The following is a 12,409-nucleotide window of genomic DNA, read 5'->3' on the forward strand; positions in this document are numbered from 1 at the left end:
GTAGAAAGAGTATATGCGGGTAGTTTTCATCATCCTGACAATCATCTTGTCCGCAGCCACGGCCCTGGCCGGCGGCTGGACGCCGTTGCTCTCTTCCCATACCTACGGGCCGAAGCGGATCATCGCCGTGGACAAGGAGGCCCAGGAGCTTATCGTTCTCGAACAGCAGTCCCCCCTGCACGAGGTGCGGCGCTTCCCCTGCACAACCGGCCAGTCCGCGGGCGACAAGGCCGTGGAAGGCGACATGCGTACCCCCGAGGGCGTGTACTTCGTGGGCCACCGCATCAACCGCAAGCTGGACTGGGGGTTGTACGGCAACATCGCCTATTCCCTCAATTATCCCAACCCCATCGACCGCATCAAGGGCAAGACCGGGTCCGGCATCTGGCTGCACGGCCGGGGCAAGACCTTCCTGCCGCGCGACACTATGGGCTGCGTGGCCCTCAAGGTCCCGGACATGAAGGACGTGGCCCTGGATGCCGTCTACGGCACCCCGGTGGTCATCGCCGACGACGTCAACTGGTCGGGCGAGCCGGGCGAGAGCGAGGTTACGGCCCTGACCCTGGCCAAGACCCTTGAGGCCTGGGCCCGCGACTGGGGCGCCAAGGACGATAAATTCTTCTCCTATTACGACGCCCCGCTGCTGGAACTGTCCGAAGGGCTGGATTTCGCCGGGTTCGAGGAGAACAAGCGTAACATCTTCGCCTCCCAGCCCTGGATTCAGGTCATGGTCGACAACGTCCGGGCCGTCCCCGGCCCCGGCTACTGGGTGACCTGGTTCGACCAGTACTACCGCACCAAGGGCATGGCTTCGACCACGGGTAAACGGTTTTACTGGATCAAGGACGACCAGGGCGACTGGCGCATCGCCGGGCGCGAGTACGTCCCGGCTTCGGAGCAGCTGGACGCCAAGTACCTGGCCTCCAAGACCGGACAGGCCGAGGCCCTGGTCGAGAAGTGGCGCGAGGCGTGGCTCGCAGGGGACGTGGAAGCCTACGAGAAATTTTACGAATCCGACGCCGAACAGGGCGGCCGCAAGGGCGCGGCCAGCATCGCCGAATACAAAAAGACGTTGTGGGAGGAGAAGCCTCCTGTTAGGTTGGAGGTTGATGATTTGAAAGTCGCTTTGCATCCCATGGGGCTCAAGGTGGCCTTTGACCAGGTGTTCGCCGACGCCAGCGGCTACTCGGACCGGGGCCGCAAGACCCTGATCCTGGTGCCCAAAGGCGATACCTGGAAAATCGACAGCGAGCAGTGGAGACGGATGAGATGAGCGATTCCAAGTACAGCGTGCTCTTCATGCGCGACGACCGGGACGTGACCCGGTATCGCCTCAGCCCGTTCTGGTTGAAGATGTTCGTCTTCAGCCAGGTCTTTCTCCTGCTCTGCGCCGTGGGCGGCATCTACATGGGCGTGCGCGGCTTCCGGGTCAACGCGGCCCTCCAGTCCCAGAAAAAGGACCTGGAGCAGCGGCTGGTCGACGCCGAGGTCCGTCTGGAGCGGCTGGGCAACATGGAGAAGATCCTGGAGTCCTACGACCCGGCCGAGTTGCAGTCCCTGCTGTCCGCGGCCACCACGGAGGCGGAGCAGCAGCCCGAGCCGCGCGAAGAGATCAACCTGAACAAAATATTCACCCGCACGGACACCCGCCAGGTGGGGGTGGAGAACATGCAGGCCAAGCTGGCTGGGCGCAAGCTGACCGTTTCCTTCGAGCTGAACAATTTGCAGGCGTCCAAGTCCATGGCCGGGCAGGCGGACTTCATCTACCTGACCAAGAGCGGCCAGACCGAGGACGCCCAGACCAACAAGGACGACCTCTCGTTCCAGATTCAACGCTTCAAGCGCATCCGGACCACCTTCCTCCTGCCCGAAGGCATGGAGCGCAAGGATCTCTTCGGGTTGCGTCTTGAGATAAAGGGAAAGGATGGCGATGTCATTTTTGCCGAGACGTATCCCTTCTATCACATTCTGGCTTCTTAGCCTGATCCTCCTCGCCGCCGCCTCCCCCGCCCTTGCCGGGTCGTGGGAGCATTCCTTTTTTGCGGGCACCCAATATCCGCTCAGGGTCGTCTACCTCCAGGGCGAACAGCCCGGCCCCACGGTCATGGTCCAGGGCGGCATCCAGGGCGACGAGTCCTCGGGCTACATCACGGCCCAACTGCTGTCCAAGGGCAGGGTCCTGCGCGGCAACCTGATCGTCCTGCCGCGGGCCAACGTGCCGTCCATCAATCTGTGCAAGCGCCAGATCAACGTGGACATGAACCGGCGCTTCGACCAGAACTACAACCGCTTCTACGAGGACCGCGTGGCCCGGGTCATCCGCTTCCTGCTCAACCAGGCGGACGCCTTCATCCACCTGCACGAGGGCAGCGGCTTCTACAACCCGACCTATGTGGACAACCTGCGCAATCCCAAGCGCTACGGGCAGTCCATCATCGTGGACACCCTGGTCTACAACAAGATCGACCTGGCCCGGACCGTGAACCCGGTGCTGGACGAGCTGAACAACGAGATCGGCGCCAGCGACTACAAGTTCCGGCTGTTCAACACCCGGACCTTCGACAAGGGGACGAGCTATCCCGAGATGCGCAAGTCCCTGACCTGCTACGCCCTGGCCGAGCACAACATCCCGGCCATGGCCGTGGAGGTCTCCAAGTCCATCCGGCAGATCGCCTGGAAGGTCCGCCAGCAACTGACCGCCACGCGCATGCTCCTGCACCGGTTCGGTGTGGAGGTCGCCCCGCCCGAGTTCTCGGACGAGGACGTCCGGGCCTACGCCCGCACCGGGGTCGAGGTCACGGTCAACGGCCGCACGCTCGGCCGCGACGGGGTCATCAACCTGGCGCCGGGCACGACCCTGGCGGTCAAGCCCGTCTCCTCGGGCCCGAGCGAATTTTCGCCGGAGCTGGCCCTGTTCGCCTCGGACCGGCCCGGCGTGAACCTGATCAACGCCCGGCGCATGGTCCTGGAGCCGTTCTCCGAGTTGGAGCTGCGCTCGGACGGCAGCAAGGTAGCCGAGGCCAAGATCCGTTGGACCGGCAAGCTGCCCAACGCACCCAGCGACGACACCCCGGTGTTCGTCTGCTGGCTCAACGGTAACCCGGTCTTCGTGCGCGACGGCGAAACCCTGAAGGCGGTGCTCGGCGACCAGCTCATCCTTGAGGGCATGTGGGGCAGCGATCTCAAGGAAGTGATCAACCTCAAGGGGTTCGTGGCCATTCCCTGGGCCAACAACGGCCAGGATCTGGGCTGGGAGATCATCCTGGACCCGGACAATTTCATGGCCAAATACGCGCTCAAGTCCGACCAGGCGGGCGGCGCCCGCTTCCGGGTGGTCCGCGAGACGCCCGGCGCACCCCAGGCGTCGTTCTACGTGGACATCCGGCCGCGTACGGTTCTGGCCCTGCGGCTGGGCGACGAGCATGGCCAGAACCTGCTCGTCCCCTGGATCGCCGGCGGCAGTTACCGGCTCCCCGAGGGGCAGTACGTGTTCGAGTCCGCCTGGAGCAACGGCCCGGACGACAAGCTGGTGGCCACGGCCGGGGACAGGCCCCTCAACGAGGGCCAGTCCTTCACGGTGGACTACGGCACCCCGCTCAAGCTGACCGTGCGCCAGGCCACCACCTTCGGCGACATCGGGACCATGACCTTCACCGCGAGCGGCCTGGCCAGCCGGTAGAGGCCCGGCCCGCACCGGGCCGCGCCGCGGCCACGCGACGAGCCCCGCCCGGACGCGTCCGGGCGGGGCTTGTCGCGTGGCGGCCGGGCCTTCAGCCCATGAACAGCCCGACGAGGGCGAGCGGCACGCCCAGGCAGAGGAGTACTGCCGCGAACGTGGCGGCCCCGTACACGAACAGAAGCGCGGCGGTGGCCACGAGCAGCGCGCCGCAGGCAGCGGCTACGCGCGGAGACAGGGTCATTTTGCGCTGGAGGGCGTCGCTGGGCCGGGACGCGGCCAGGCCGCAGCGACGGCATGCGCGGTCTTGCGGCTGGAGGGCCGCGCCACAGTTGTCGCACTTCATGGACAGGCCGTTAGCACAGGTCTCGCTCAGGGAAAAGTTTTTTATTCTGGATTGTTGTGCATCAATTCTCGCGCGGGGTCATCGCCCGAGGGCGGAGCAGCCGCCACCCCCAGACGGCGGCGGTCACGCCGATGAACGCGCCGAAGAGCACGTCCGAGGGGTAGTGCCGCAGGGCGAGCACGCGGCTCGCGCCCACGGCCAGGGCCAGGGCCAGGGCGGGTACGCGCAGACGGGGCAGGATCAGGCCCAGGGCGGTCATGGACGAGAAGATGCGCAGGGTGTGCCCGGAAGGAAAGGAGGAGTGCATGTCGCCCCCGGCGAGGGGGAAGAAGCCGTATACGCCCTTGGTGAAGAGCAGGGGCGGGCGGGCCCGGCCGAAGAACTCCTTGAACACGTCGCCGACCAGCATGGCGCAGGCCACGGCCAGGCAGAGATAGAGCAGGCCGCGTGAGCGGTCCGTCAACCCGTTGACCAGCCCGTCCACCGAGCCGATGACCAGCCCACCGGCCACCAGGACGTTGAAGAACAGGTGGTTGGCCGCCTGCGACAGCCCCTTGGCCACGCTGTGCCAGGCCGTATCGCGTAGGGTCAGGGCCGCCTCGGCCACGGGCCGGTCCACGAACAGGTAGCAGATGACGATGAGCAGCCCCACGGCCAGGGCGGCCCACCCGGTCCGGGTCAGGGTGGTGTGCATGATCTTTCTCCTTGGTGGCCGTGTTCCGGTCAGGCCGGGTCCACCAGCACGGCGGCCACGTCCATGACGTTGGTCCGTGTGGGGCCGGTCTTGAGCAGGGTGCCCGCGCTGTCCAGGAAGTGGTAGGCGTCGTTGTCGGCCAGAGCGCGCCCGGCGGCCTCGGTCTGCTCGCCGCAGGCCGTGTCCGGGAAGGCCATGCCCCCGGCCGCGTCCGTGGGGCCGTCCGTGCCGTCGGTGCCCAGGCTCATGGCCGAGATGCGTTCGCCGGCGGGGCCCAGGGCGGTGAGTTCCAAGGCCGCGGCCAGGGCCCATTCCTGATTGCGGCCGCCCTTGCCGTTGCCCTTGATGGTCACCGTGGTCTCGCCCCCGGCCAGAAGGCAGACGGGCGGCTGCGTTTCGCCCCCGCCCAGGCCGTATTTCCCGGCCAGGCGGATGAGTCGGGTGGCCTGGTCGCGGGCCTCGCCCTCCATGGCCAGGTCCACCACCACCGGGGTGTAGCCCAGGCGGCGGGCGGCAACGGCCGCGCCGTCCACGGCCATGGCGTTGCCCGCCACGATGGTGTTGCGCACCCGCTTGAAGCAGGGGTCGCCCGCCTTGCGCGTCTCCGGGGCCCGCCCGGCGCAGCCGTCGGCCACGGCCTGGACCACGCTGTCCGGCATGCGGTGGCACAGCCGGTACCTGTCCAGGATGGCCTGGCAGTCCAGGAAGGTGGAGTCGTCGGGCGCGGTGGGGCCGGAGCCGATGACGTCCAGCCGGTCGCCGACCACGTCCGAGATGATCAGGGTGGCCACGGTGGCCGGGGCCAGGGTCTCGGCCAGGTGCCCGCCCTTGAACCGGGAGAGGTGCTTGCGGATGGCGTTGATTTCGCCGATGGCCGCGCCGCATTCGAGCAGTCTGCGGGTGGCCTCCTGCTTGTCGGCCAGGGAGACCGCGTCGAGCGGGGAGGGCACCAGGGCGCTGGCCCCGCCGGACAGGAGGAAGAGGACCAGGTCCCGCTCCCCGGCGTCGGCGGCGCGTTCAAGCAGGGCGTCGCCGGCGCGTACCCCGGCCTCGTCGGGCACGGGGTGGCCGGACTCCATGACCTCGGTTTTGGCCAGGGCCAGGCCGTGGCCGTACTTGGTGGCCACCAGTCCGGAGTCCAGCCGGTCGCCCAGGATGTCCTCCATGGTCGCGGCCATGGCCGCCGAGGCCTTGCCCGCGCCGAGCAGGAGTACCCGGTCGTAGTCGTTCAGATCATATTCCCGGTCGTCCACGGCCAGGACGTTCCCCTCTCGTTTCACGGCCGCCCTCAGGGCGGGGTCCGGGGCCACGGCCTGGAGCGCACCGTCGACGATGCGCAGCAGGCGGGCCTTTTTTTCGGCGTAAGCGGTCATGTTCTCTTGGGTCTAGTCGTAGATTTCGGGGTTCAGGCAGGTCTCGGGCTTGTCGCCCTTGAGCATGGCCAACATGTTGCGGGCGGCCAGCACGGACATGTCCGTGCGCGCGGACTCGGTGCCCGAGCCGATGTGCGGCAGCAGGACCACGTTGTCCAGCTCGGCCAGGCCGGGGGTCAGGGCGGGCTCGTTTTCGTACACGTCGAGCCCCGCGCCCGCGATCTCGCCGGACTTGAGGGCCGCGAGCAGGGCCTGCTCGTCGATGACCGGGCCCCGCGCCGTGTTGACGATGTAGGCGGTCTTCTTCATGCGCTTGAAGGCCTCGGCCCCGAACAGGTGCCGGGTGCCGGGATTCAGCGGGGTGTGCAGGGAGATGAAGTCCGACTGCTCCAGCAGTTCCTCGAAGGAGACTAGGCGCGCGCCCAGCTCGGACTCCAGGGTCGCGTTTTTGCGGCCCGAGGAGCTGGTGTACAGGACCGGCATGTCGAAGCCCCGGCTCATGCGGGCCATGGCCGTGCCGATGCGGCCCGCGCCCACGATGCCCAGGGTCTTGCCGGTCACGTCGCCGCCGATGAACTGCATGGGGCCCCAGCCGGGCCAGGAGCCCGAGCGCATCACCTTGTCCGACTCGACCACCCTGCGGGCCACGCTGAAGAGCAGGGACCAGGCGCACTCGGCCGTGGCGTTGGTCAGCACGTCCGGCGTGTTGGTCACGGGCAACCCGCGCCGGGTGGCCTCGGGCACGTCGATGTTGTCGAAGCCCACGGCGTAGTTGGCGTACCCCTTGAGGTTCGGGGCCGCGTCGAAGAATTCGGCGTCGATCCGCTCGGTGAGCAGGCCGATGACGCCCTGGCAGTCCTGGATGATCTTGAGCAGCTCCGCGCGGGGCACGGGGCTGTCTTCCGGGTTGACTTCCACCACGGCCGCCTGCCGGAGCAGGTCGAGCCCCTGTTCGGGGATCTGCCGGGTGACATATACTTTGGGTTTGTCCATTGTTGCCTCCTTGGTGTTCCCTCTAAGGATGCGGCCCATTGGCCGTGGAGTCAATGGGGGATCGGCAACAACGAAAAGCCCCCTCACCGGTCGGTGAGGGGGCTTTGCTATCGTGGTGCGCCCGGCACGATTCGAACGTGCGATCTTTCGGTTCGTAGCCGAATGCTCTATCCAGCTGAGCCACGGGCGCGCAAACGAAGTGAATGTCTATGCTCAAGCGCGGTCCACGTCAAGGGATTTTTTCAGGAATTTTTCAGTTTGGTGGTAAAAACGTCCTCGATCCCCGTGGACAGGCACGCCTCGACCCCGTTGACGCGGATGAGCATAGCGTCGGGGTGGGCCGCCAGATCGGCCATCTGCGGGAATTTCATCAGGAAGAGTCGGGTGATCGCCTCCGTGGTCTGCCGCTTTTTGACGGGCGAGTGGACCCCCTGGATGCTCAGGGCCAGGCCGTCCTGCCGCCGGTCGATCAGCAGGGATACGTGGGGGTGCTCCCGGATGTTCCGGCAGAGGTGCGAGGAGTCCTTGGCGAAGAAATAGAATTTCATGGCCGCATGGTCCGCGAAGAAGTACATGAGGGAGCTGTGCGGACGGATGCCGTCCGAAGTGGCCAGCACGCAGGTCTCTTCGCGGGTGATGAGGTCGTCGATAAGATGGAGTTTTTCCTTGCTCATGGAGTTGCTCTACGGCAACTTCGGGTGGTCTGCCATTATAATGAAGCGAGCGCCCCATGCCTACTCTCGAAGAAAAAATCCTGCACAGCGAATCCCTTCTGTCCGGCCTGTTGGAACAGGCGCGCCGGGGCGCCGGGCCCGAGCGTGTGCGCGTGGCCTGGACCGGAGGCAAGGACTCCACCGTGGCCCTGTTTATCTGGAAGCTGTTGGTGGAAGACGCCGGGGCCGGGCCGGTGCGCGCGATCACCCTGGACACGGGGTGCAAGTTCCCCGAGGTCCTGGCCTTCCGCGACCACATGGCCGCCGAGTGGGGCGTGGACCTGTGCATCGCCCGGCCCGGGGTCTCCCTGGACGGCTACCCCCTGGCCGAGGATCCGCTCAAGTGCTGCCGCGAGCTCAAGGTGGAGCCGTTGAAGGAGGCGCTGCGGGCCACCCGGGCCACCCACCTCGTGACCGGAATCCGTCGGGACGAGCACCCGGACCGCGCCGGACGGCGGGAATTCGAGACCCGGACCGACCCGGAGCACACCCTGGTCAACCCGCTGCTTGACTGGACCGAGACCGACATCTGGGCCTTCCACGCCCGCTTCGGTCTGCCCCATTGCGGGTTGTACGACCAGGGGTACCGCTCCCTGGGCTGCCGCCCCTGCACCACCTTGCCCGACGCACGGGGCGGGGAGCGGTCCGGGCGCGCCCGGAACAAGGAAGCGGTCCTGTCCGCTTTGACCGGACTCGGATATTTTTAATCCGCAAAAATGTTCAAATGGAGAACACCCCGGAGCCCCCGTCGAGCGGGCCTTGTCCTTTTTTTCACAAAATTCCATACTATTTTGATACCAGTTTTTCAAAAACGTAATTCGGTGCAAAATCGCGTGTAGATACAATCAGTTGCAGCAAGAAAAAGGATGAGGCAAAAGTCCGGTTTGGGTCTTGACCTGGGGGTCAACTTCACCTAAGGACAATTGTTTACTAGGCTAAGGGTTAAGTGCAAACGCACTGGTTTTCGGTTGGAGGTGAACCGGCTGCCAGGTGCCTGCTGTACTCGTTCTCCATCTTCTGAAACGAGGTCTTCATGTCAAATCTGTTAGTGCTTCTCATCCTGCTGCCGGCGGCAGCGGCGCTGGTCTGCTATTTCGTTCGGTCCACGGCCGTTCGGAAGCTGACCGTGCTCGCCACCGGAGGCATCCTGACGCTCTCGGCGTTGGGGCTGCTCGCGCAGGGGGTGTTTGCGCCGATCGAGGTCGGCTCATTCCTGGGCATAGGCAGCGATTTCCTGGTCACGGTCCTGGATTTCGTCCTGCTGGGTGTCATTTACTTCTACGGTTACAAACACAAGAGCCTGCTCATCCAGGGGTTCACCCTGGCCCAGGTCGTCCTGCTCGCCTGGTTCGAGGGGGTCTCGGTCGGCCATGAGGCGGTTCCGGCCCTGATGGGCGACCAGCTCTCCCTGATCATGGTCCTGGTCATCTCGATCATCGGCTCCCTGATCTGCATCTTCGCGCTCCCCTACATGAAGGAACACGAAGAGCACCTGCACCTGAAGAAGACGCGCCAGCCGAGGTTCTTCTTCTTCATGCTCATCTTCCTCGGCGCCATGAACGGGCTGGTCCTGTCCAACAACATCCTGTGGATGTACTTCTTCTTCGAAGTGACCACCTTCTGTTCCTTCATGCTCATCGGCCACGACGCCACCGAGATCGCCACCAAGAACGCGGTCCGCGCCCTGTGGATGAACGCCCTGGGCGGGCTGGCCTTCGTCGTCGGCATGATGCTGGTCTACTCCCAGGCCGGAACCCTGAACATCAGCGCCATCCTGGCGCTCGGTTCGACCAGCGCGGTGATGCTCACCGGGCTGGCCTTCCTCTGCCTGGCCGGATTCACCAAGGCCGCCCAGGTGCCGTTCCAGTCCTGGCTGCTCGGGGCCATGGTCGCCCCGACCCCGGTGTCCGCGCTGCTGCACTCCTCGACCATGGTCAAGGCGGGCGTGTTCGTGGTCCTGCGGTTCGCCCCGGCCTTTGCCGGAACCTTCCTGTCCACGGGCGTGGCCGTTTGCGGCGCGTTCACCTTCCTGGCCTGCGCCGCGCTCGGCATCGGCCAGTCCAACGGCAAGAAGATCCTGGCTTATTCCACCGTGGCCAACCTCGGCCTGATCATCTGCTGCGCGGGCATCAACACCCCGTTGGCCCTCACCGCGGCGATCATGCTCATCCTCTTCCACGCCATCTCCAAGTCGCTGCTCTTCCTGTGCGTCGGCACCATCGAGCAGGCCATCGGCTCCCGCGACATCGAGGACATGCGCGGCCTGTACGGCACCAACCCCCGCACGGCGTTGATCACCATCATCGGCATCCTGACCATGATGCTGCCGCCGTTCGGCGTGCTGCTCGGCAAGTGGATGGCCATGGAGGCCTCGGCCGACAGCAACATCTTCATCGTGGTCATGCTGGCCATGGGCTCGGCCATGATGGTCGTGTACCTGGCCCGCTGGGCCGGTTCCATGATGGGCACCCGCGAGCCGGGCGCCAAGGCCGAATCCCAGCCTCTGCTGACCCGGCTGCCGCTGATAACCCTGTGCCTCGGCGCGGTGCTCCTGTCCCTGGCCTCGCCGTGGATCTACAATTCCATGCTGGCCCCCTGGATCGGCTCGGCGCCCTTCGTGGTCGGCTTCGGCTCCCTGGAATCCGCGCACGGCACCTTCGTGGTCGTGCCCCTGTTCCTGGTGCTCGGGCTGGGCCTGCTCTACGCGGTCAAGGCCGCCTCGGGCTACCGCAGGGTCAAGATCATGCCGCCCTACGTGAGCGGGGCCAACTCCGCCTCCGGCGACGGCACCTACGTCGGTCCCATGAACGGCGACGTGCCGTTCTCCGCCGGCAACCTGTACCTGGGCGAGATGTTCGCTGAACCCAAGCTCACGCCCATCTTCAATGCACTGGCGGTCGCGCTGATCGTCCTTATGCTGGGAGGGGCGCTCTAATGGAAACACTCATTCTCGTCATCATCGGTCTTGTGGGCGCGCCGCTCGCGGGCGGCCTGATCGCCGGCCTGGACCGCCGGGTCACCGCCTGGTTCCAGTCCCGCCAGGGGCCCCCGATCATGCAGGCCTTCTATGACGTGGCCAAGCTCTTCGGCAAGGAGAAGATGGTCGTCAACCAGTGGCAGATCCTCTGCGCCTGGGTGTACCTCATCGCCGCGGCCGTGTCCGTGGCCCTGTTCTTCGCCCAGGGCGACCTGCTGCTTGTCTTCTTCGTGCAGGCCATCGGCGCGGTCTTCCTGGTCATGGGCGCCCTGTCCGCCAAGTCCCCGTACTCCCAGGTGGGCGCGCAGCGCGAGCTGTTGCAGATCCTGGCCTACGAGCCGATCCTCATCCTGGTCTTCGTGGGCTTCTACATGGTCACCGGCTCCTTCTCCATCCACGCCATCTGGGCGCAGGACATGCCGCTGCTGGCCAAGATGCCCCTGCTCTACCTGGCGCTGGGCTACGCCCTGACCATCAAGCTGCGCAAATCCCCGTTCGACTTCTCGACCTCCCATCACGGGCACCAGGAATTGGTCAAGGGCGTGCTCACCGAGTACTCCGGCCCCTACCTCGGCCTGATCGAGATGGCCCACTGGTACGAGACCGTCCTGGTGCTCGGCCTGTGCGCGCTCTTCTGGCACACCAACGTGGGCTGGATGGCGCTCTTGCTCGTGGCCACCTACATGCTCGAAATCCTGGTGGACAACACCATGGCGCGCATGACCTGGCGCTGGATGCTCAAGCGCGTCTGGCTGCTCGGCATGGGCATGTCCGTCGTTAACCTCATCTGGCTGTACGCGGGGTAAATCATGTTCGGATCATTCATCAAGAAATCTCGCGCCAAGTCACCGTGGATCATGCACTTCGACTGCGGTAGCTGCAACGGCTGCGATATCGAGGTCCTGGCCTGCCTGACCCCCCTCTACGACGTGGAGCGGTTCGGGATCATCAACGTCGGCAACCCCAAGCACGCCGACGTGCTCCTGGTCACCGGCACGGTCAACCACCGGAACAAGAAGGTGCTCAAGAACATCTACGATCAGATGCCCGAGCCCAAGGCCGTCATCGCCATCGGCGCGTGCGGCAACACCGGCGGCATCTTCCGCGAGGCCTACAACGTCGTGGGCGGCGTGGACAAGGTCATCCCCGTGGACGTCTACGTCCCCGGCTGTCCGGCCAAGCCCGAAGCCATCATCGACGGCGTCGTGGCCGGGCTCGCCAAGTTCGCCCAGAAAGTGGAAGAAGCCAAGTAGCTTCACGCGAGGTACATAATGCAAGGTAAAGTTATCGACGTGACCCTCGACACCGTTGTCGGCGAGGTCATGAACATGAAGAACGACGGGCAGAGGCTGGTCACGTTCTCCACCTATCAGGAGGGGGACAAGATCGGCATACTCTACCACTTCGACAAGAATCTGGAGACCACCCACCTGCGGCTTTTGGCCGACATGGACAAGCCCATTCCGAGCGTGTCCGGCGTCTACTTCGCCGCCCTGCTGGTGGAAAACGAAATCCGCGACCAGTGGAACGTCGAGTTCGACGGCCTGGTCCTCGACTTCAACCGCACGCTCTTGCTTGACCCCGAGGTCACCCAGGTACCCCTGGTGTCCAACGTCAAGATCGAGCCCAAGAAATAG

13 protein-coding genes and 1 tRNA gene are annotated in these 12,409 nt (G+C 65.4%); 8 read left to right on the forward strand and 6 right to left on the reverse strand.

The window, feature by feature from the left end:
• Positions 1-13 precede the first annotated feature (13 nt).
• The 3 genes from V8V93_RS06545 to V8V93_RS06555 are packed head-to-tail and all read left to right on the forward strand — an operon-like array spanning position 14 to position 3,679.
• On the forward strand, positions 14-1,273 hold the full coding sequence (locus V8V93_RS06545) for a L,D-transpeptidase family protein (protein WP_338669559.1): 1,260 nt from the start codon (positions 14-16) through the stop codon (positions 1,271-1,273).
• Positions 1,270-1,980 (forward strand): hypothetical protein, encoded by a 711-nt coding sequence (locus tag V8V93_RS06550; RefSeq protein WP_338669560.1) that lies wholly within the window; start codon positions 1,270-1,272, stop codon positions 1,978-1,980. The genes V8V93_RS06545 and V8V93_RS06550 overlap by 4 nt, the downstream gene beginning before the upstream one ends.
• Positions 1,931-3,679 carry a M14/M99 family metallopeptidase gene (locus tag V8V93_RS06555; RefSeq protein ID WP_338669561.1) on the forward strand — a complete coding sequence of 583 codons (1,749 nt, stop codon included), beginning with the start codon at positions 1,931-1,933 and terminating at the stop codon, positions 3,677-3,679. The genes V8V93_RS06550 and V8V93_RS06555 overlap by 50 nt, the downstream gene beginning before the upstream one ends.
• A gap of 91 nt (positions 3,680-3,770) precedes the next feature.
• Here V8V93_RS06555 and V8V93_RS06560 read toward each other — a convergent pair whose 3' ends face one another.
• From V8V93_RS06560 to V8V93_RS06585, 6 genes are all read right to left on the reverse strand, one after another.
• Complete coding sequence (locus V8V93_RS06560; RefSeq protein ID WP_338669562.1) at positions 3,771-4,022, reverse strand: hypothetical protein; 252 nt, start codon at positions 4,020-4,022, stop codon at positions 3,771-3,773.
• Between the two features lie 61 nt (positions 4,023-4,083).
• Positions 4,084-4,716, reverse strand: a complete 633-nt coding sequence (locus V8V93_RS06565; protein WP_338669563.1) for a phosphatase PAP2 family protein — start codon at positions 4,714-4,716, stop codon at positions 4,084-4,086.
• Between the two features lie 29 nt (positions 4,717-4,745).
• Entirely contained in the window at positions 4,746-6,089 is a 1,344-nt protein-coding gene (locus V8V93_RS06570; RefSeq protein ID WP_338669564.1) for a glycerate kinase type-2 family protein, read from the reverse strand.
• 12 nt (positions 6,090-6,101) lie between these two features.
• Positions 6,102-7,082 (reverse strand): 2-hydroxyacid dehydrogenase, encoded by a 981-nt coding sequence (locus V8V93_RS06575; RefSeq protein ID WP_338669565.1) that lies wholly within the window; start codon positions 7,080-7,082, stop codon positions 6,102-6,104.
• Positions 7,083-7,195: 113 nt separating this feature from the next.
• Positions 7,196-7,272, reverse strand: a tRNA-Arg gene (locus tag V8V93_RS06580).
• Between the two features lie 52 nt (positions 7,273-7,324).
• Positions 7,325-7,756, reverse strand: a complete 432-nt coding sequence (locus V8V93_RS06585; protein WP_338669566.1) for a pyridoxamine 5'-phosphate oxidase family protein — start codon at positions 7,754-7,756, stop codon at positions 7,325-7,327.
• A 56-nt stretch (positions 7,757-7,812) separates the two neighbouring features.
• Between V8V93_RS06585 and V8V93_RS06590 the strand changes: the two genes are divergently transcribed.
• The 5 genes from V8V93_RS06590 (at position 7,813) to V8V93_RS06610 (ending at position 12,409) form a co-directional block, all read left to right on the forward strand.
• The gene (locus tag V8V93_RS06590; RefSeq protein WP_338669567.1) at positions 7,813-8,502 is read left to right on the forward strand and encodes a phosphoadenosine phosphosulfate reductase family protein; all 690 of its coding nucleotides are present in this window, start codon (positions 7,813-7,815) and stop codon (positions 8,500-8,502) included.
• Between the two features lie 326 nt (positions 8,503-8,828).
• A complete protein-coding gene (locus V8V93_RS06595) occupies positions 8,829-10,730 on the forward strand; it encodes an NADH-quinone oxidoreductase subunit L (protein WP_338669568.1) in 1,902 nt (633 codons plus the stop codon).
• Positions 10,730-11,578, forward strand: a complete 849-nt coding sequence (locus tag V8V93_RS06600; RefSeq protein WP_338669569.1) for a respiratory chain complex I subunit 1 family protein — start codon at positions 10,730-10,732, stop codon at positions 11,576-11,578. The genes V8V93_RS06595 and V8V93_RS06600 overlap by 1 nt, the downstream gene beginning before the upstream one ends.
• A gap of 3 nt (positions 11,579-11,581) precedes the next feature.
• Entirely contained in the window at positions 11,582-12,025 is a 444-nt protein-coding gene (locus tag V8V93_RS06605; protein ID WP_071546142.1) for an NADH-quinone oxidoreductase subunit B family protein, read from the forward strand.
• An 18-nt stretch (positions 12,026-12,043) separates the two neighbouring features.
• On the forward strand, positions 12,044-12,409 hold the full coding sequence (locus V8V93_RS06610) for an NADH-quinone oxidoreductase subunit C (RefSeq protein ID WP_338669570.1): 366 nt from the start codon (positions 12,044-12,046) through the stop codon (positions 12,407-12,409).

The organism is Pseudodesulfovibrio sp. 5S69, from assembly GCF_037094465.1.
GTDB lineage: Bacteria > Desulfobacterota > Desulfovibrionia > Desulfovibrionales > Desulfovibrionaceae > Pseudodesulfovibrio > Pseudodesulfovibrio methanolicus.